Origin of the sequence: Corynebacterium gallinarum, assembly GCF_014837045.1 — a bacterium.
GTDB lineage: Bacteria > Actinomycetota > Actinomycetes > Mycobacteriales > Mycobacteriaceae > Corynebacterium > Corynebacterium gallinarum.
In genome coordinates this window covers 125,900-146,055 of the sequence record NZ_JACSPR010000004.1, presented here as the reverse complement: position 1 = coordinate 146,055, position 20,156 = coordinate 125,900, and the positions used below count along the sequence as shown (strand labels likewise).

The window sequence follows — 20,156 nt, the reverse complement described above, 5'->3', positions numbered from 1 at the left end:
CATGACTTCGGACATGCAGAACCCCTCCTCCTCCGACAACGGTGAATCCGCTGGTGGATCCACCGGTGCCGCCACCCGGAACTCCGGCCTGCCCATGCGTGGCCTGGCGATGATCCTCATCGCCGTGGCCGTGCTGCTGGCCGCGTGGGCACTGTGGTCGATGCTGGGTGACAGCGATGAGTCCGTCACCGCGGAGACGGCGACCACCGCTGCGGAGACCACTGAGAACACCGGCAGCACCGACGCCACCGGTACCGCGGATGCGGCAGGCAGCACTGATGCCACCGTCGCCAGCGAGTCCCGTGATGCCGCCCGGGAAGCAGAGGACCCCCAGGAGTCCACCGCACCGGAGGAACCCCGCGACGGTGAGCGCGCCGACCAGCCTGCACCAGCTGCGGGCGAGCCGGCCCGGGAGGGTGACCGTGCGGCCGCCGTCGGCACGCGTCCTGCCGGTGCCCCGGTGACCACCCTGCATGTGCTCAACAACTCCACGGTCCCCCAGCTGGCGGCACGTGTCGCGGAATCCCTGGAACCGGATTTTGAGAAGGTGGAATCAGGCAACCTGCCTGACGTGGTGATCCCGCGCAACACCGTCTACTTCACCGAGGGCAACCCCGGTGCGGAGCAGGCCGCCCGTGAACTGGCTGACCGTGTCAACGGTGTGGCCATGGAGCGCACCCCGGTGCTGCCGGAGGAGACCGGGGGCAAGGACGCCCTCGTCCTGGTCCTCGTCGAGGACGTCAACCTCTAACACCCGTCACGCAGTTCGTCCTGCACCGGTCGACACCCTCTCAAGGAGAACCACGCCATGGCCATCGAGTTCAAGCGTTCACCAAAACCCACCATCGGCGTGGAGTGGGAGATCGCGCTCGTCGATCCGGAATCCCGTGACCTGGCACCCCGTGCCGCGGAGGTGTTGGAGATCGTCGCCGAGCGCCACCCCGAGGTCCACCTGGAGGGGGAGTTCCTCCAGAACACGGTGGAGCTGGTCACCGGTATCTGCGACACCGTGCCGGAGGCCGTCGCCGAACTGGACCGTGCCCTGGCCGCGGTGCAGGAGGCCGCCACCGAACTGGGTCTGCGTCCCTGGACTTCCGGTTCGCACCCGTTCTCGGATTTCCGGGAGAACCCGGTGTCCAAGAAGGGTTCCTACGATGAGATCATCGCGCGCACCCAGTACTGGGGTAACCAGATGCTCATCTGGGGCATCCACGTCCATGTGGGCATCAGCCACGAGGACCGCGTGTGGCCCATCATCAATGCCCTGGTGACCAACTACCCGCACCTGCTGGCACTGTCCGCTAGTTCCCCGGCGTGGGATGGCCTGGACACCGGGTATGCCTCCAACCGCACCATGCTCTACCAGCAGCTGCCCACCGCGGGCCTGCCATACCAGTTCCAGAGCTGGGATGAGTGGGTGTCCTATATGGCCGATCAGGATAAATCCGGGGTGATCAACCACACCGGGTCCATGCACTTTGACATCCGGCCGGCCTCCAAATGGGGAACCATCGAGGTCCGCATCGCCGATTCCACCTCCAACCTGCGAGAACTCTCCGCCATCGCGGCGCTCACGCACTGCCTGGTGGTGCACTATGACCGCATGATCGACCGCGGGGAGCAGCTGCCCACCCTGCAGCCGTGGCATGTCGCCGAGAACAAGTGGCGCGCCGCGCGCTACGGCCTGGATGCGGAGATCATCATCTCCCGCGACACCGACGAGGCCATGGTGCAGGATGAACTGCGCCGCCTGGTGGACCGCCTCACCCCGCTGGCCGCTGAACTGGGCTGTCTGCGCGAGTTGGATCTGGTCCTGGAGATCATCGAACGCGGTGGTGGTTATGAACGCCAGCGCCGCGCCTACCAGCGCACCGGGACCTGGATCGCGGCGGTGGATCTGGCCTGCGATGAGCTCAATGAGCTCCGGCCCCTGGAGGCTGAATGATGAACGACAGAATGACCCAGCCGATTGTCTTCATCCCCGATGCCGGGGAGCTGCCGGATGTGTTCACCGAGGTGGTCAACGCACTGCCCGCAGACCTGAAACCACGCATCGCCCCCTGGTCGGGGACGGTGGGGCGGGGGCAGGAGGACGTCGAAAAGCTCCTGGACAAGCACGAACTACGTCGCATCATCCTGGTGGGTGGGGGACGCGGGGCGGCCGTGGCGCTGCGCGTCGCACAGGCACAGCCGGGCCGGATCACCCACCTGGTGCTGGATACGCCGGTGATCTCCCTGGATGAGCAGACCAGGAAGGTGGGTCGCGCCCTGAAGCGCGTGCCCGGTTTCCTGTTCCGGGGGCGTAACAAGGAGGAGCTGCTCAACCAGGTTGATGAGTTGGACGGCACCTCCGCGGGTGATTTCGCGGATGTGGCCACGCCGACGCTGATCATCAGCGGCACCACCCACCCCGAGCTTGTCGACGCCCTGCCCCGGGTGGTCACCGTGAGCGTCGACGGTGCGGGTCCGCGCACCTACCGCACCCACCCCGGCGAGTTCGGTGCCCACCTGGGGCGGTTTCTGGCGGATTCCTGACCCGCTAACCGCTCTTCTTCACCCCGCGGTCGGCAGGTGCGTCATTGCGGGACAGGGTGTCCTTCTCCCCGTAGAGGCCCTCACGACGCGAGACACGGCCCACGCGCTGCGCGGTGACGGGGCTGGTGAGCATGGCGAAGAGGATGAGCAGGAAGAGGATGCCCATGTCGCCGCGCATGGAGACATCGAAATCCTCGTGACCCAGCATGCGGATCAGCGCACCCACCACCGTGAGGATCAGACCGGTGGTCTGTGGTTTGGTGATCGCGTGCACCCTGGACATGGAATCCCGGAAGCGCACCAGACCGACCGCCGCGGAGAAGGACAGCACGGCACCGGTGAGGATGAAGATCAGCGAGATGATATCGGTGAACAGTTGGATGTTCATATCAGGCACCATCCCTCTTTCTGAATCGGGCGACCGCGACGGAGCCCATGAAGCCCATCATCGCCACCACCATCATGGCGTTGCTGACGGTGGTGTCCAGGGTCCAACAGATGTAGGTGGCCAGTGAACACTGGATCATGGACACCATGCCGTCGAGGCCGAGGAGGCGGTCGATGGAGTTGGGGCCACTCATGATCTGGTACGACGTCAAAATGAAGGACGCACTGAACAAGATGGCCGCGATGGTGAGGATCGAGGTGTAGATTTCCGGACTCATCGATTCAGCCCCTTTCAAAGACGCGGATCAGGTTGCGCTCGAGTTCGGCAACATTCTCAATTTCATTCTCGATGGCCTCAGGCGAGTGCGCATCCAGAATGTGGACGGTCCACATGCGGTTGGCGATGTCGATATCCGTCACCGAACCACCCGGCTGCAGGTTGTACAACACGGTGGCAAAGGACAGCACCAGATCATTCTGCACACGCATCGGCACGGAGAGGATGGCTGTCTTCGGGGGATCCTGCGGGCGCAGCGCCAGCCAGGCGACCTTGACGGAGGCCTTGGCCAGGTCCCAGAACCATTTGAGGATCAGCATCACCAGTGCACCCCAGTGGATGCTCAGGTTACTGATCGGCATGGCGGGCAGGGGCAGCAGCAGGACGATGCCGAGTGCCACGGCCAGGCCACCGAAGAAGTTCGCCCAGGAGATCTCCCCCATGAGCATGATCCACATGACCACCAGCCACACCACGAAGAAGGGGCGGAAACGACGCTTGAAACCGGCAATCATGAGGTGGCCTCCTCCGGGGTTGAGGTGATGGTCGTTTCACCGGTGTTCTCCCGGTCGGGGGAGGGGTTGCCGCCACCCAGCTCCGATTCCGACCGGGTGTCCAGGTCGTCGAGGTTCTGGTCGTAGCGTTCCATCTCCAGGGTGCGGTGCGGGTTCTCGTAGTTCGGGCCCAGCACCGCGGTGCGGTAGATGTTGACATCCTGGGCGGATTCCGCCGCGCGGCCGGTGATCGCCGAGATGGGACCGGCGAGCACGGAGACCATGAGGGAGGCGACCAGCAGGATGGAGGTGGAGGCGACCATGCCGACGGGCATGCGGCCCACATCGGAACGGTCCGTCACCGACACCTCGTCCTGGACATCCACGAGTGGTGCCGGGCGGGCGATGGCGGTGGCCCCGTCCGGGGCGTCCTTGCGGTCACGCCAGAAGGCCTTCGACCACACCAGCACCATGGTGTACAGGGTGAGCAGAGAGGTGATGATGGCGCCCGCGATGAGCACCCAGGCCTGCCAGCTGCCCTCCTGCGCACCGGCCTCCAGGAGGATGATCTTGCCCAGGAACCCGGAGAATGGCGGGATGCCACCCAGGTTGATCGCCGGGATGAAGTACAGGATGGCCAGCAGCGGGGAGATGTAGGCCAGGGAGCCCAACCTGCGTAGCGACGACGAACCCGCCTGCCGTTCCACCAGACCGACCACCAGGAACAGTGTGGTCTGCACCAGGATGTGGTGGATGGCGTAGAAGATGGCACCGGACAGACCGGCCGCGGAACCCAGCGCCACACCGTAGATCATGTAACCGATGTGGCTGACCAGCGTGAAGGACAATAATCGTTTGACGTCGTTCTGCGCCATCGCGCCGAGGATACCCACGAGCATCGTCGCCAGCGCCACCCACATCAACAACCCGTCGAGGGAGCCGTCGGTGAAGATGACGGAGCGGGCGCGGATGATCGCATACACACCGACCTTGGTCAGCAGACCCGCGAACACGGCCGTGACCAGCGACGGGGCGGTGGGGTAGGAGTCCGGTAGCCAGGAATCCAGGGGGAACACGGCCGCCTTGATGCCGAAGGCCACCAGCAGGACCGCGAAGATTGCGGAACGGGTACCGGAGGGCACCTCCTCCATCCGCAGGCCGATGTGCGCCATGTTCAGGGTGCCCACCGAGGCGTACACCAGGGCCAGGCCGAACAGGAAGACCATGGAGGAGGCCATGGACACCATCACGTAGCTCACGCCGGCGCGGACGCGGGCGGGTGAGGCCCCCAATGTCAGAAGAACATAGGAGGCGACCAGGAAGACCTCGAAACCGACGTAGAGGTTGAAGAGGTCACCGGACAGGAATGCCAGGTTCACACCCATCGACAGCAGCAGGTAGGCGGGCATGAACACCGCGACCGGTTCATCCTTGCCACCGTCGCGGATACCCTGACTGATGGCATAACCCATCACCGCGAACAGCACGATGGAGGACACCGTCAGCATGGACACCGACAGGCGGTCGGCGACCAGGGTGATGCCCACCGGGGCATCCCAGCCACCGATCTGGAGGGTCTGGATGCCCTCGCTGTCCACCAGGTACAACATGGTGCCATTGAGGGCGATGAGGAAGGTCAACACCGTGAGGGTGACCGCACGCTGGGCCTGGACATACTTGGACAGGATCAGCGTGAGCGCAGCGGCCACTGCCGGCAGGATGACCGGCATGGGCACCATGTAGGGCAGCAGTACCAGCAGGGAATCGTACAACTCGCTAGTCATCCTTCTCCCCCTTCAGTGGCTGCTCAAAGGACTCGGGGCCGAACTCGTCGCCCTCCGAGGTCATGCGGCCGGTCTCCGGATCATCGGAGGCATCGTGGTCGGGTGCGGCCGAGGCGATGCTGCGACGCACCGACAGTGCCACATCCTCCACGTCATCCTGGATGAAGTCCTCGGTGCGGTAGCGGTACTGGCGGTAGGCCAGGGACAGCATGAAGGCGGTGATCGCCATGGAGATCACGATGGCGGTGAGGATCATCGCCTGTGCGAGGGGGTCGGCGACGGTGTCGCCGTAGACCTCATTCTCACGGCCTTTCACCGGTGGGGCACCGGCGCCGCCACCGGAGATCAGCAGGAGCAGGTTGGCTCCGTTGCCGATGAGCATCAGCCCCATGACCATCTTGGTCATGGCGCGGTCCATGAGCATGTACACGCCCGCCGATATGAGGGTTCCCGCTGCCAGGAGCAGGAAGAGATTGGCTACCATCTACTGCTCCCTTCCGGTGGTGTCTGTGGTGCTTGTCGACGTTCCATCACTGATGTTTCGAGTCTCCGGTTCGGTTTCCAGGGCGACCGGCCGAACCGTGGGCAGGGGACGCGGCTCATTGGCCACGCTCCGTACCGCGGAGGTGGTCGAGGCCAGGGCGGCCTCGCGCCGTGCGCTGCGCGCCAGGCGGCGGGCACGGTCACGGGCACGTTGTTTACGCATGTCCTCATCGCGGTCGAGCTGACCGCCGAGGCTCTGCAGGATGTGCATCATCAATCCGATGACGATGAGGTAGACACCGAGATCGAACAGCAGGGCCGAGGCGATGTGAATATCCCCGATGAGTGGCACCTTGATGTCCCAGATATGGGAGGTCAGCGGAGGTTCACCGAGCAGCATCGGCCACAGGATGGCCGTCGCGGAGGCGATCAGGCCGACGCCGAGGATACGGCTGGCGTCGACAGGCAGTGCCTCCTCCAGCTCGTCGCGCCCACCCGCGAGATAACGCAGCGCGAAGGCGAGGGCCGCGACCAGGCCGCCGGCGAAACCGCCGCCCGGTGCGTTGTGGCCGACGAAGAAGAAGTACACCGACAGCATGATCATGGAGGGGAACAGGATGCGGGTGGCCACATCCACCATGAGGGACCGGTTCTGGGCCCGCTCGGTGTCCACCGGTGCCGCCAACCAGCGACGACCGGTGGTGGCCAGGGTCGGGCGGCGGGAATCGCGGCGGAAACTGCGGTTGCGGTAGACCAGGGAGGCGATACCGATGGCGGCGATGACCAGCACGGAGATCTCACCGAAGGTATCGAAACCACGCAGGTCCACCAGCAGGACGTTGACGGTGTTGGCTCCGTGACCGACCTCGTACGCCAGGTCCTGCATGTAGATGGAGATGGGGTCCGCGGTGCGGGCGTTCATGGCGAAGACGGCGATCACCACGAGGGAGAAGCCCACCGCGGCGGCCAGCCACGCGCGGCGCCGGGCGTTCTTCGGCTCGGGTTTCCAACTGACCTCGGTGGGCATCTTGCGCAGCACCAGCATGAACACGACCATGAGGACGGTTTCCACCAGAGTCTGGGTAAGCGCCAGGTCGGGGGCGCCGTGCAGGGCGAAGATGACCGCCAGGCCATAACCGGTCACGCCGACCATGATGAGCGCGGACAGACGGTTCTGCATCTGGGTGGCCACGATCGCGACCAGGACGATGACGAAGGCGACCACACCCTGGAAGGGGTTGTCCCACAGTTCCATGCGCACGGCGCTGCGCTCGCCCATGATCAGGGCGACCATGGGCACCAGGGCGAGGACGAAGAAGATCACCGCGATGTTCAGTGTCAGGGAACCGCGCTGGGTGGAGGCGGTCAGACGCACCGACAGCACGCGCAGGTAATCCAGGATCGCGTCGTAGGCGGTGTCGGCATTGCCGAATGCGGCTGTCTTCGGCTGCAGACGGTGGACCACCGGGAGCTTCCAGTAGAGGGCGATACCGGCGGCGATGATGATCGCGGACAGTGCCAGTGGCAGGTTGAACCCATGCCACAGCGCCAGATAGGTCGGTTCGCCCGGCGTGACATTATCCAGGTGGGTGACGATCGGGGTGGACAGCGGTGCCGGGAACAGACCGAGGATGACGGTGAGCGAGGTGAGGATGAACGGTGCGATCCACAGCTTGAAGGCCACCGGGTGGGATTCCGCGACTGCGGTGGACACCCCGTTGTTCTCGGGGAAGAGGTGGCGCTTGGTGGCAAAAGCCCCGTAGAGGAAGTACAGGGAGTACGCCATGGTGAAGATGGAGCCCAGGATGATGCCGGCGAGCATGAGGTTGCCCGGCATGCCGCGCAGCATCTCCTCATAGAGCACCGAATCGATGGCGGTCTCCTTGGCGATGAACCCGAACAGCGGCGGAATACCCGCCATGGATGCCGCGGAGATGGCGGCCAGTGCGAACATGAGCGGCTGCCTGCGCCACAGGCCGGACAGCTGGTTGATGTCACGGGTGCCGGTGGTGTGGTCGATGGCACCGACCACCATGAACAGGGTGGCCTTGAATAGAGAGTGACTGAAGGTCAGGGCCAGGCCCGCCAGGAGTGCCTCACGGGTGCCGATGCCGGTCACCGAGATGATGAAACCCAGCTGGGAGACGGTGCCGTAGGCGAGGATCAGCTTGAGGTCCTTCTGCCGCAGCGCCATCCAGCCCGACATGATCATGGTGAAGATACCCAGCGGGATGGTGACCAGATACCAGGAGGACACCACATTGAAATCAGGGGCCAGGCGGGCCACCAGGTAGATGCCCGCCTTCACCATCGCCGCGGAGTGCAGGTACGCGGAGACGGGGGTGGGTGCCGCCATGGCACCCGGGAGCCAGAAGTGCGTGGGGGCGATGGCGGACTTGGACAGCGCACCGGCCAGGATCAGCAGCGCACCGATGGAGATGTAGGGGACATCCGCCCAGTTACCCTCGAAGGCCGGGACATCCGAGAAATACCAGACATCGGTCTGGACACCGATGAGGATGATGCCCACCAGCATGGCCAGACCGCCCAGGGTGGTGACCATGAGGGCCTGCCCGGCGGAGCGACGGGAGGAGGCACGCTCACCGTAGTAGCCGACCAGCAGGAAGGACAGGACCGAGGTGATCTCCCAGAACACGTACATCAGGAGGATGTTGTCGGAGATGACCAGGCCGTACATGGCCATGGCGAAACCGACGAGCTGACCACCGAAGGCGCTCAGGCGGCCCGGGTTGGAGTCGAAATACCCCCAGCAGTAGAGCAGAACCAGTGCGCCCACACCCAGGATGATCAGGGAGAACAGGGCTGCCAGCGAATCAAGCCGCATGGTGATGTTCAGGTGGACGGACGGCATCCAGTCATAGTGGAGGAGGAGCTCACCCCCACCGCGGAACGTTCCCTGGACGAACTCATAGGCCACCCAGAAGAATCCGGCTGCGGGTACCAGCGCCAGCACACCGAAGGCGGACCTTCCCAGGGCCCGGATCAGCAGTGGGGCCAACACCGCGGCGGCAGTGAGTGCGAGAAAAAGTATCAGCACGCTATCTCAGTTCCCCTTTGGTCGCGCATGTGGACATGACTGGAATCACCCCCGCTGTTCACGACGCCCACATGCGTGCTGCCCCCAGCCAGCAATCGACCCGCCCATGAGGCGGGACCATCAACCGAGAAACACCCAAGCCCTAGGCGGCGTCGCGAAGGGCGTGGCAATACAGGTGCAGTCTACCTGCGTGCCGAGGCTGTTCCCAACGGGATTTCAATAATGACTGTATATATAGGGGGCTATTGCACGCTGTTGGTGGATGTTCTACCAGCTCACAGGGCGATGGCAGGAATTGAAGGAAACTTCTGCAAAAAACCCATCCCGGGGGTACACGGTGTGCACGCCCGGGATGGGTGTGGTCGGATTCTGGCGGGGTGTTATCCGTAGATCAGGTGGGCTGCGGAGCTCATGGCGGCAGCGGCCGACTGGTCTGCGGTGCCGCCGAAGCCCATGGCCCAGGTACGGCGGTTGTTGTTGCAGGCGTAGATGAAAGTGACGGTGGCCTCGAAGATATCGAACTGGTGGAATTCGAGGATCTCGACGCGACGGCCGGCATCGGCCAGCAGGTTGGTGCAGGCGGAGACCGGGCCGGTGGCCATGATCTCGGTTTCGGTGGAGATGCGCTCGCAGCCGGTGCCCTCGATCATGGTGGCGGTGAAGTGGTACATCCCGCCCCGACGGGAATCGGCCTCGAGATTATTGATGCGCAGGTTACCGGTGGGGGCGTAGGTGGTGGCGAAGGTGCGCCATTCCATGCCGCGGGCCTCTTCGCGCAGGCCGCGGGGGAGTTTAAAGCCGAAACGAGCCCGGAAGGGATCTTCAGCGTAGATGCGTGGCTCAGACTGGATCGGTTCGATGCCTGCGGGACGTGGGGTCTCGCGACGGTATTCGATGATGGTGGAGCGACGGGTGCTGCGGGTGGAGGTAGAGATAGACATGACACGGTCCTTTGCGTCTTTTTGAAAAAAGGTGCGGATCTCTTTTTGTGTATGAAAAAGATGTGGAGAAAAAGATCCTGTTAGGTGGAGGACCGACTCTTAAGCTTGATCTGGGGGTTTTAACGACTACTTCCCTGGTGCGGGGAGTCAGTCCTTATCCCGCAGCAGGGTACGTAGCCTCGGCTACTCGCTTAAGGTCAAAGATTGTTGTCATGCGGGCCATAGTAACCAGCGTCATAGATCGGGAGCAAAACTGCTTTCCGCTATATGGAAAGGCCACCCCCGCGAGGGGGTGGTTCTTAAGGGTGGTATTTATTCCTGTCCGGGGCTATTTTCCGTAGTTGAGCAGGAACAATGCCTCCGCGGTGGCGATATCCCTGATTTCCCGAGGATCCACCGATTCATCCGCAGAGTGGATGACCGACAGCGGTTCCTCCACCCCATAGAGGGCGAGTTCCGCGTCCGGGTTGAGCTCCATCAGCTCTGTGCACAGGGGAATGGAGCCGCCGGAGCCGACGGTGACGGTCTCCTTATTCTCATAGGCTGCGGACAGGCACTGCGCCAGCGTGGACATCGCGGGACCGCTGATGTCGGTGGCAAAGGGCTGGTTGATGTCGTCGATGGCCACCTCCACCTTCACTCCCCACGGGGCGTAGTTGATGAGGTGTGCCTTCAACTTCTCTGCCACCTCGATGGCGTCCTGGCCCGCGGGCACCCGCAGGTTGAGTTTGGCCGATGCGGTGGCGGGAACGGCATTAACGGCCTCCGCGACCGGGGTGGAGGTGAAGCCGGTGATGGTGATGGCCGGGCGTGCCCAGACCATGTCTGCCGGGTTGTCGCCGTCGCCCATGGTGTCCACGCCGTCGAGGATGCCGGCGTCGGAGCGGAACTCCTCCGGATCGTAGGGGAGGCCCGCCCAGCGGGTGGTGGTGTCCACGCCGTCGATGACGGTGCGGCCGTGCTCGTCGCGAAGCGTATCCAGGATGCGCACCAGTCCGGAGACGGCGTCCGGGGCGGCGCCGCCGTACTGGCCGGAATGGACGGCCTGACGGAGCGTATCGACGGTCACCGTCACCTGACCACCGCCACGCAGGGAGGTGGTCAGCGTGGGAACGCCCACCGCAGCATTGCCACTGTCCGCGATGAGGATGACATCGGCCTTGAACAGTTCGCGCTTCTCGTGGATGAGCGCGGACAGGGCGCCGCCGCCCATCTCCTCCGAACCCTCCACCACGGCGATGAGGTTGAGGTCTGTTCCGTTGAGGGCATCCACCGCGCGGAGAGCGGCGAGGTGCATGACCAGATTGCCCTTGCAGTCCGCGGCGCCACGGCCATACCAGCGCACGCCGTTCTCGGTCTCGCGCTCGGTGAGGGTGAAGGGATCGGTCGTCCACAGATCAAGTGGGCCTGCCGGCACCACATCGAAGTGGCTGTATAGGAGGACGGTCGGAGCGTTCTCTGCGCCCTTGCGGGTAGCGACGAAGTTGGTGGTGCCATCGTCTGCGGGGTGTTCGGTGACATTGAAGCCGGCTTCGGTGAGGGCTTGGCGGGTCCAGCTGGCTGCTGCGGCGTAATCATCGACCAATCCCGGTTCACTGTGGACCGAGTTGAAGGAGACGATTTCCTGCAGATCCTTAAAGATCTGCTCTCGCTGCTGCTCGATATTCTGCTTGATTTTCTGAACTTCACTGAAGTGTGTCATGTTCATCCACCTTATATACAGAGCCCGGGTGTAGATGGGACGGCTATTCCGCTGCCTTGGTGGTGGAGGGGGTTGGTGTGCGGGATGGTGGGTATGTGCTGGCGGGTCTGGTGCTACTTTCCTGGGATGTGAAATTCGCGGCGGTGGTGGGGGTGTTCCTGGGGTGGTTCAGTTGGCAGCATGTGGTGGTTGGCGCCCTGCTGGCGTTCGTCCTCAACGCGGTGGTCGTCGTCGTGGTTCTGCTGAGCCGACGCGGTGGGCGCGACTCCGATATCCCCTTCGGCCCCTGGGTGGTGGCCGGTGCGGTACTCGCTGTCGTGTTGCTGTAACCGCGACCGATAGCGACAGTTACACACGCTTGTGGCGAACACCATGAATAAGGACTCCCCAAAGCTTGCACTCGCCCCTGCCGAGTGCTAGAAAAGGGGTTAGCACTTACCTCGTATGAGTGCCAGAAAATGATCATGAACTACCTGACAGGTGAGGTTGGTCCACACTCACTAACCGTGCCGTCGCGGGCGCCTGCCGGGTAGTAGACGTGAGTGTCGTCCTATCACTAATGAGGAGCACAAACACATGGCAAAGATCATCGCCTTTGATGAAGAAGCACGCCGTGGCCTTGAGAAGGGCCTGAACACCCTGGCAGATGCCGTCAAGGTCACCCTCGGCCCGAAGGGTCGCAACGTTGTTCTGGAGAAGGCGTGGGGCGCCCCCACCATCACCAACGATGGTGTCACCATCGCTCGCGAGATTGAGCTTGAGGACCCGTACGAGAAGATCGGCGCAGAGCTGGTCAAGGAAGTCGCCAAGAAGACCGATGATGTCGCTGGCGACGGCACCACCACCGCCACCGTGCTGGCTCAGGCACTGGTGAAGGAGGGCCTGCGCAACGTAGCCGCCGGCTCCAACCCGATGGGCATCAAGCGTGGCATCGAGCAGGCTGTTGCCACCGTCACCGAGAAGCTTCTCGAGTCCGCCAAGGAGGTCGAGACCGAGGAGCAGATCGCTGCCACCGCAGGTATCTCCGCAGCTGACCCGGCCATCGGTGCACAGATCGCCAAGGCCATGTACGCCGTCGGCGGCGGCAAGCTGAACAAGGATTCCGTCATCACCGTCGAGGAGTCCAACACTTTCGGCGTTGAGCTCGAGGTCACCGAGGGTATGCGCTTCGACAAGGGCTACATCTCCGGTTACTTCGCCACCGACATGGAGCGCCTCGAGGCTGTCCTGGAGGATCCGTACATCCTCCTGGTCTCCGGCAAGATCTCCAACATCAAGGATCTGCTCCCACTGCTGGAGAAGGTCATGCAGTCCGGCAAGCCACTGCTGATCATCGCCGAGGACGTCGAGGGCGAGGCTCTGTCCACCCTGGTCGTCAACAAGATCCGCGGCACCTTCAAGTCTGTTGCCGTCAAGGCACCGGGCTTCGGTGACCGTCGCAAGGCACAGCTGCAGGACATCGCCATCCTCACCGGTGGCCAGGTCATCTCCGAGGAGGTCGGCCTCTCCCTGGAGACCGCTGATCTGCCGCTGCTGGGCCAAGCACGCAAGGTTGTCATCACCAAGGATGACACCACCATCGTTGATGGTGCAGGTTCCGAGGATCAGATCGAGGGTCGCGTCAACCAGATCCGCGCCGAGATTGAGAACTCCGATTCCGACTACGACCGTGAGAAGCTCAACGAGCGTCTGGCCAAGCTGGCTGGCGGCGTCGCAGTGCTCAAGGTTGGTGCTGCCACCGAGGTCGAGCTCAAGGAGCGCAAGCACCGCATCGAGGATGCCGTCCGTAACGCGAAGGCAGCTGTCGAGGAGGGCATCGTCGCCGGCGGTGGCGTCGCCCTGATCCAGGCCGCCCACGTCCTGGACAACGATCTCGATCTGACCGGCGATGAGGCCACCGGTGTCCGCATCGTCCGCGACGCACTGAACGCTCCGCTGAAGCAGATCGCCGCCAACGCTGGCCTCGAGCCGGGCGTCGTCGTCGACAAGGTCTCTCGCCTCCCTGAGGGCGAGGGCCTGAACGCTGCAACCGGTGAGTACGTCGACCTCATGGCCGCCGGCATCAACGATCCGGTCAAGGTCACCCGCTCCGCTCTGCAGAACGCAGCCTCCATCGCTGCACTGTTCCTGACCACTGAGGCTGTTGTCGCTGACAAGCCACAGCCGGCAGGTCAGGCCATGCCGGGTGCTGACGAGATGGGTGGCATGGGCGGTTTCTAAGCCCCACCCGCTCCGCGCGCCCCTTGTACGTTGTCCGCAACGTGCGAGGGGCGTTGCGCGTCTCCGGGAGCTTGTCGACGCCCGATTCTCCCTCAGGCTATTCTCATCCCGGAAATTATTCGATAACCCTTGAAAACACCCCCGCTTGCGGGTGGGTTGACAGATGCCCCTTCAGCAGAATCGCTTTAATCGACCCTTCCCAGCTGGCCGTTACATAACCGTCGCCATTTAGAGACAATGGCAACTGTCGTTTTTTGCCAAATGCCTAAAATTACCAGCTCAGGCCATAATTTGAATTTAAGATGAACAGCTGGGAAACTTCGTCTCAGAGGTCACGGTTATCTGAGAGGATTTTGAGTTTTCCTCTTGACGCGTGCGAAATCTGTGATTCAATAGTGGGGTGACGTCCTGAGGGCGTCAGCAAACTGGCAACCATCACCAGCTTCTTTGCTGGTCCTCTCCTAGGAGATTTCTCATGGATCTTTCCCTTCTCAAGGACTCCCTGTCCGACTTCGCTACCCTCGGCAAGAACCTGGGTCCTGCTCTGCAGACCATCCCGACCCTGCTGACCGGTATCATCAGCTTCTTCCAGAACTTCGGTGACCTGGCAGAGACCACCGGCGACAACGCGGGCAACCTGTCCTCTTAATCCCCATTCTTGCTGCTAGGGGATAAACCTAGAAGCTGAGATTCCCAATTTTTCTTAATCTCTGAAGGAGAACATAATGGAAAGCATCACTGACTTCCTGGGCAACGTTTCCGTCCTTTCCTCCACCGGCCTGTTCGGTGCAATCTTCGGCCTGCTGAAGGTTGGCGGCGACTGGGCTGACAACGTCGCTAATCTCATCGGCCTCCTGGGCTAATTCCCCTCACGCTTCGGCGTAGGTAAAAGCTCCAGACCCTTTCGAGGGCTGGAGTTTTTTGTATGTCTGCCATTCCCCACTTAGGTGAACGTTAACGCGCTCGAAAGTTCAAGTGTAGGTAGAATCCTTTTCATGGCTGAAACCACTGAGAATGATCTTCCCGTCATCGATCTCGCCCAGACCGAAGGGTATATCGTCGATGACTCCGATGAGGATGATCCGGTACTCCTGCGGCCCGATGGTACCGCCATTGAAACCTGGCGTGAGAATTATCCGTATGACGAACGCATGACGCGTGAGGAATACGAGAAAATCAAACGCGGCCTGCAGATCGAGTTGCTGAAATGGCAGAACTGGACCAAGGAAACCGGCCAGCGCCACATCATCCTGTTCGAGGGCCGTGACGCCGCCGGCAAGGGTGGCACCATCAAGCGCTTCAATGAGCACCTCAACCCCCGTGGTGCCCGCACCGTCGCGCTGGAGAAGCCATCCCCACGTGAGTCCACGTCCTGGTATTTCCAGCGGTATATCCAGCACTTCCCGGCTGCCGGTGAGATCGTCTTCTTCGACCGCTCCTGGTACAACCGGTCCGGTGTGGAACGCGTCATGGGTTTCTGCACCGAATCCCAGCACGCGGAATTCCTCCGTGAGGTACCCATGCTGGAGAACATGCTCCTCGGTTCCGGTATCTCTCTGACTAAGTTCTGGTTCTCGGTGACCCGGAAGGAACAGCGCACCCGCTTCGCCATCCGCCAGGTGGACCCGGTGCGCCAGTGGAAGCTCTCCCCGATGGACCTGGCCTCCCTGGACAAGTGGGATGACTACACCCGCGCCAAGGAGGAGCAGTTCCGGTACACCGACACCGATGAGTCCCCGTGGATCACCATCAAGTCGAATGACAAGAAACGCGCCCGCATCAACGCCATGCGCTATGTCCTGTCCAAGTTCGACTACACGGACAAGGATTATGACGTGGTGGGGGAGCCGGACCCCAAGATCGTTCTCCGCGGTCGCGATCAGATCGGCGATTAGGGCAGGTTCCCTAGATCCACGGTTCGATCGGGTTGCCCTGCCATCTGGTGTGGGCGGGGACGCGGTCGCCGCGCATGACCAGGGAGCCTGGACCGATGGTGGCGGAGGCGTCGACAAGCGAGGCGGGGAGCGCCACCGAGTGGTCACCCAGGGTCGCACCGTCGGCGATGGTGACGGTGTCGAGGCTCATGACGCGGTCCTGGAACAGGTGCGTCTGCACCACAGTTCCGGGGCCCACGGTGGCACCACGGCCGACATAACAGAGGTCGGATTCGGGGAACCAGTAGCTCTCGATCCATGCGCCCTTACCGATGTGCGCGCCGAGCGCCTTGAGACCCAGGTTGAGGCTGCCGGTGCCCAGATTCGGGATGAGGAACCAGGGGCCCGCGACGGTTTCCACGAAGGTATCCTGCAGCTCATTGAGCCACACGAACCAGCTGAACAGCGGGTGGTCGCCGGCCTTGTGTTTGCCCACGCAGATCCACTTGACCACCACGGTGATCGCCATGGCCAGCACGCCCACGGCCATGAGGACCAGGCCGCCGACAAGCCATGCGACCCAGAGGCCGTAGTTGAGGTTGAACCACTGCAGGATCACAAGAGTCAACGCGGCCAGCACACCGGAGGTCATCGGTGCGAGCAGGCGGGCGGTCTCGATGAGGCCACGGGCGAATTTCACACCGAGGCCTGGATGGTAGGTTTTGGCCTCACCCTCGTCGACCTCGACGGTGACACGTCGCATGCGCTCCGGCGGGGAACCCCACCAGTTGGAGCTGGCCTTGGCCTTCTTCGGGGTGGAGGACAGCACCGCCACCAGGGAGTTCTTGCCCAGTTTGCGCTCAGGGCCAGCGATACCGGAGTTGCCCAGGAAGGACCGCTTGCCGATCCGGGTCTCACCCGTCAGCAGCCAGCCGTTGCCCAGCTCATAACCACCGATGAGGGTGTCGTCGGCGAGGAAGGCACCTTCGCGGATATCCGCGAGTTTGGGCACCATCACGGCGGTGGAAATCTCCACGTCCTTGCCGATCTTCGCACCCAGACTGCGGAACCACGCCGGGGTCAGCTGCGCCGCGTAGAGCGGGAAGAGGTAGGTGCGGGCATCATCCATGAGCCGTTCAATGGCCCACACTCGCCAGCCCAGCGCGGACCGCACCGGGGTGATACCGGGTTTCACGCCGATGCTCAGCAGCAGCACCAGCACCCAGATGGATACGGTGTACGTCGCGAATGCCGCCAGCGCGCCGACGGCCGCGAACAGCAGCACGGCCGCCACGATGGGCAGCGTGCTTATCGACGCAAACCACAATGTCACCGCGGTACCCACGCCCAGCGCAGCCAGCGGCAGCAGGGACAACACCATGGAGGTGAGTCCGAAGACCGGCACCCAGCGGGAACGCCTCGGTGGGTGTTCCTGAGGGAAGCGGTGCTTGGCCCGACCGACCTTCTGCGCCGGTGAGCCGGCCCAGCGCGAACCGGGCTTGATGAGTTTGTCACCGGTGACGGTGGAACCGGGCAGCAGGTGCGCGCCGGCACCGACGACGGTGCCAGGCAGCAGGGTGGAACGCGCGCCGATGCGGGCGTTCTTCTCGATGACGATGGCGCCCAGGCGCAGGATGTCACCGTCGATCCAGTAACCGCGCATGTCCACCTCCTGCTCGATGGAGACATTGTCACCCAGGGTGAGCATGCCGGTTACCGGTGGCAGGGAATGCAGATCCACACCCCGGCCCACGCTCACACCGAGGGAGCGGGCGAAGTAGTTCACCCAGGTCGCACCGGAGATATTGCGGGAACCGGAGGCATCCGCGAGCCGTTCTGCCGCCCAGATGCGCAGGTGCACGGAACCACCACGCGGGTAGTCACCGGGTTCAATGCCCCGGGTTATCAGGCGGGCACCCCAGGCGCCGATGGGCAGGCGACCGATCGGGGTGGCGAAGATGACGATGAGGGTGATCACAAGCCACCAGGGGACCGGGCGGGCCCATTCGACGCCCAGGCCGGCCATGATGTTGTTGCCCAGCGCCAGCCAGGCGATCCACTGCACGGCCTGCAGCGTCATGATCGGGATCTGGATGAGCGACTGGATGACGCGGGTACCGGCTGTCACCGGCTTGACCTCACGCCGTGGGGGAGGTGTGGAACTCTGCAGGGAGACACCGGAATCGACTGCGACGGTTTCCACGCGTTCGGCGAGTTTCTCCAGACGCGGGTGGTCGTAGAGGTCACGCACGGCCACGGTGGGGACCTTCTCACGCAGGCGGCCCACGAGGGTCGCGGCGGCGAGTGAAGTACCACCCAGGGAGAAGAAGTCAGCGTCATTGCCGGACACCGAGGTGCCCAGGACATCGACCCACAGCTGGGCGATCCAGGCCTCGGTCTCATTGAGGCCCTCGGCCTCCACCGCGGTGCCGGGCAGGGGCCACGGCAGGGATTTCTTGTCCACCTTGCCGGAGGTGGTGACGGGCAGTTCCTCCATGACATGGATGCGGGGAACAAGTGCGGCGGGCATGGTCTCGGCCAGGCGTTTGTTGGCCTCATTGTGGTTGAAGCCGGCCTCCTCATCCTCGAGGGAGACATAGGCCACCAGGACCTTCTCATCGGCACCGGTGGTCTGGACCACCACCGCGGAGGAGCGCACATTCGGCAGGGCCGCGACATTCGCGTCGACCTCACCGAGCTCGATGCGCCGGCCGCCGATCTTCACCTGGTCGTCCACACGACCGATGAAGTAGAGACCGTCCTCCTCCAGACGGACGTGGTCACCGGAACGGTAGGCGCGGTTCCAGCCCACACTCGGCAGGGGGGCGTACTTCTCGCGGTCCTTCTCCGGATCGAGGTAACGCGCAAGACCCACACCGCCGATGACCAGTTCACCGACCTCACCGATGCCGACGGGCTGGCCCTCGGCGTCAACAACCACGAGATCCCAACCGGCCAGCGGCAGGCCGATACCCACGGGTTGGCCCGGATAGAGCTGGGTGCCACAGGCCACCACGGTGGCTTCTGTTGGGCCGTAGGTGTTCCAGACCTCGCGATCCTCCGTCGATAAGCGTTCGACGAGCTCCTGGGAGCAGGCCTCGCCGCCCACGATGAGCAGACGCACATGGGACAGCGCCTCGGCGGGCCACAGGCCGGCGAGCGTCGGCACTGTGGAGACCACCGTGATGTCACGGCGGATCAGCCAGGGGCCCAGGTCCATGCCGGAACGCACCAGCGAACGGGGCGCCGGCACCAGGCAGGCGCCATGGCCCCACGCCAGCCACATCTCCTCACAGGAGGCGTCGAAGGCGACCGAGAGACCGGCGAGCACGCGGTCCTCCGGGCCGAGTGGGCCCTGCGGGTGATCGACCAGGAACATCTGGGCCTCGGCGTCGACGAAGGCGGCGGCCGAACGGTGGGACACAGCCACACCCTTCGGCTTGCCCGTGGACCCGGAGGTGAAGATGATCCAGGCGGTGTCATCCAGGCGGGGGCGACGGGTATCGCCACCCGGGGTCGGCTTGATCATGTGGAAACCACTCGCATCAAACAGTGCGTTGATGTGGGCCTCACCGAAGACCATCTCGGCGCGTTCCTCGGGATCATCGGCATCCACAGGCACATAGGCGGCGCCGGCGGCCAGGGTCGCGAGGATCGCGATGTAGAGATCACGGGTGCCGGACGGCATCCGGATGCCCACGCGGTCACCGCGCCGGACACCCTGCGCGTGCATCTCGGAGGCAAGCGTGGTGACCTCCTGCATCAGTTCCGCATAGGTCAGGACCTGGCCGTCATCGATGGCGGCGGCCTCCGGGTAGGTGGAGGAGATATCCACCAGGATGTCCCAGAGTGTGCGCTTGGGTGGTGCTTCTGATGCTCTCAGATACTGAGGCGGAACCTTGCTTAGAGACACGTTGCTATTTAGTCCTCTTCGGTGGAGATGATTGCGGCTGCCAGTTTGCGCAGATGTTTCAGCTGTTTGGAGGTGGATTCATCGAGTGAGACATCCTCCGCCTCACTGACGACCTTGTGCAGGTCGGCCTGGGCGGCTCGCCCCTTCTTCGTTGACGTGACGATCTGTCGACGACGATCCCGGGGGTCCCGCTCGCGCTTCGCCCACCCGTGTTTCTCCAGCGCATCGACGAGTCTGACCATATCCGATGCATCGATGGCCAGCATGTCGCACAGGGCGGACTGGCTCGCGGCATCGGCATTGACCAGGCAGGTCAGCGTCCAGTACTCACGCATGGTGGTGTCATGGCGTGCCAGCTGGGATTCCACCTCATCGCGGGTGCGACGACGTAGCCTCTCCAGCTGATAGCTGGGTGATTCGAGGAGCGCTCTGGGGATATCCGGGTGGGAAGGCATGACACCACGATAATGGGAAACCATGGATCGGTC

Annotated in this window: 18 protein-coding genes; 8 read left to right on the top strand and 10 right to left on the bottom strand. The window is 63.4% G+C overall.

Annotation, left to right across the window (positions count from 1 at the left end):
• Position 1: 1 nt before the first annotated feature.
• The 3 genes from H9627_RS07230 to H9627_RS07220 are packed head-to-tail and all read left to right on the top strand — an operon-like array spanning position 2 to position 2,535.
• Entirely contained in the window at positions 2 to 751 is a 750-nt protein-coding gene (locus H9627_RS07230; protein ID WP_191733338.1) for a LytR C-terminal domain-containing protein, read from the top strand.
• 57 nt (positions 752 to 808) lie between these two features.
• On the top strand, positions 809 to 1,945 hold the full coding sequence (locus H9627_RS07225; protein ID WP_006769064.1) for a glutamate--cysteine ligase: 1,137 nt from the start codon (positions 809 to 811) through the stop codon (positions 1,943 to 1,945).
• 11 nt (positions 1,946 to 1,956) lie between these two features.
• Positions 1,957 to 2,535, top strand: coding sequence for an alpha/beta fold hydrolase (locus tag H9627_RS07220; protein ID WP_225213585.1), 579 nt, complete (start codon positions 1,957 to 1,959; stop codon positions 2,533 to 2,535).
• Between the two features lie 4 nt (positions 2,536 to 2,539).
• On the opposite strand, the gene H9627_RS07215 is transcribed toward H9627_RS07220, so the two are convergent.
• The 8 genes from H9627_RS07215 to H9627_RS07180 all read right to left on the bottom strand — a co-directional run bounded on the left by H9627_RS07215 (position 2,540) and on the right by H9627_RS07180 (position 11,661).
• Positions 2,540 to 2,923 (bottom strand): monovalent cation/H(+) antiporter subunit G, encoded by a 384-nt coding sequence (locus H9627_RS07215; protein ID WP_191733336.1) that lies wholly within the window; start codon positions 2,921 to 2,923, stop codon positions 2,540 to 2,542.
• Between the two features lies 1 nt (position 2,924).
• Positions 2,925 to 3,200, bottom strand: coding sequence for a monovalent cation/H+ antiporter complex subunit F (locus tag H9627_RS07210; protein ID WP_191733335.1), 276 nt, complete (start codon positions 3,198 to 3,200; stop codon positions 2,925 to 2,927).
• 4 nt (positions 3,201 to 3,204) lie between these two features.
• Positions 3,205 to 3,714: a Na+/H+ antiporter subunit E gene (locus tag H9627_RS07205; RefSeq protein ID WP_191733334.1), complete on the bottom strand. Its 510-nt coding sequence runs from the start codon at positions 3,712 to 3,714 to the stop codon at positions 3,205 to 3,207.
• The gene (locus tag H9627_RS07200) at positions 3,711 to 5,477 is read right to left on the bottom strand and encodes a Na+/H+ antiporter subunit D (RefSeq protein ID WP_191733333.1); all 1,767 of its coding nucleotides are present in this window, start codon (positions 5,475 to 5,477) and stop codon (positions 3,711 to 3,713) included. Before H9627_RS07200 ends, H9627_RS07205 begins: the two co-directional genes overlap by 4 nt.
• Positions 5,470 to 5,961, bottom strand: coding sequence for a Na(+)/H(+) antiporter subunit C (locus H9627_RS07195; RefSeq protein WP_191733332.1), 492 nt, complete (start codon positions 5,959 to 5,961; stop codon positions 5,470 to 5,472). Before H9627_RS07195 ends, H9627_RS07200 begins: the two co-directional genes overlap by 8 nt.
• Positions 5,962 to 9,018: a Na+/H+ antiporter subunit A gene (locus tag H9627_RS07190; protein WP_191733331.1), complete on the bottom strand. Its 3,057-nt coding sequence runs from the start codon at positions 9,016 to 9,018 to the stop codon at positions 5,962 to 5,964.
• A gap of 380 nt (positions 9,019 to 9,398) precedes the next feature.
• On the bottom strand, positions 9,399 to 9,959 hold the full coding sequence (locus H9627_RS07185; RefSeq protein WP_191733330.1) for an acetyl-CoA acetyltransferase: 561 nt from the start codon (positions 9,957 to 9,959) through the stop codon (positions 9,399 to 9,401).
• A 328-nt stretch (positions 9,960 to 10,287) separates the two neighbouring features.
• Positions 10,288 to 11,661, bottom strand: coding sequence for a dipeptidase (locus H9627_RS07180; RefSeq protein WP_191733329.1), 1,374 nt, complete (start codon positions 11,659 to 11,661; stop codon positions 10,288 to 10,290).
• A 77-nt stretch (positions 11,662 to 11,738) separates the two neighbouring features.
• Between H9627_RS07180 and H9627_RS07175 the strand changes: the two genes are divergently transcribed.
• The 5 genes from H9627_RS07175 (at position 11,739) to ppk2 (ending at position 15,776) form a co-directional block, all read left to right on the top strand.
• Positions 11,739 to 11,990 carry an A24 family peptidase gene (locus H9627_RS07175; RefSeq protein ID WP_225213584.1) on the top strand — a complete coding sequence of 84 codons (252 nt, stop codon included), beginning with the start codon at positions 11,739 to 11,741 and terminating at the stop codon, positions 11,988 to 11,990.
• Between the two features lie 247 nt (positions 11,991 to 12,237).
• Positions 12,238 to 13,881 carry a chaperonin GroEL gene (gene groL, locus H9627_RS07170; RefSeq protein WP_191733327.1) on the top strand — a complete coding sequence of 548 codons (1,644 nt, stop codon included), beginning with the start codon at positions 12,238 to 12,240 and terminating at the stop codon, positions 13,879 to 13,881.
• Positions 13,882 to 14,356: 475 nt separating this feature from the next.
• Positions 14,357 to 14,530 carry a hypothetical protein gene (locus H9627_RS07165; protein ID WP_191733326.1) on the top strand — a complete coding sequence of 58 codons (174 nt, stop codon included), beginning with the start codon at positions 14,357 to 14,359 and terminating at the stop codon, positions 14,528 to 14,530.
• Positions 14,531 to 14,606: 76 nt separating this feature from the next.
• Positions 14,607 to 14,744 (top strand): PorA family porin, encoded by a 138-nt coding sequence (locus tag H9627_RS07160; protein WP_191733325.1) that lies wholly within the window; start codon positions 14,607 to 14,609, stop codon positions 14,742 to 14,744.
• A gap of 132 nt (positions 14,745 to 14,876) precedes the next feature.
• The gene (gene ppk2 / locus H9627_RS07155) at positions 14,877 to 15,776 is read left to right on the top strand and encodes a polyphosphate kinase 2 (protein WP_191733324.1); all 900 of its coding nucleotides are present in this window, start codon (positions 14,877 to 14,879) and stop codon (positions 15,774 to 15,776) included.
• 10 nt (positions 15,777 to 15,786) lie between these two features.
• Here the strand turns inward: ppk2 and H9627_RS07150 are convergent, their stop codons facing one another.
• Both H9627_RS07150 and H9627_RS07145 read right to left on the bottom strand, forming a co-directional pair.
• Positions 15,787 to 19,668, bottom strand: coding sequence for a Pls/PosA family non-ribosomal peptide synthetase (locus H9627_RS07150; RefSeq protein WP_191733323.1), 3,882 nt, complete (start codon positions 19,666 to 19,668; stop codon positions 15,787 to 15,789).
• Positions 19,669 to 19,676: 8 nt separating this feature from the next.
• Positions 19,677 to 20,123, bottom strand: coding sequence for a MarR family winged helix-turn-helix transcriptional regulator (locus H9627_RS07145; RefSeq protein ID WP_191733322.1), 447 nt, complete (start codon positions 20,121 to 20,123; stop codon positions 19,677 to 19,679).
• Between the last annotated feature and the right edge of the window lie 33 nt (positions 20,124 to 20,156).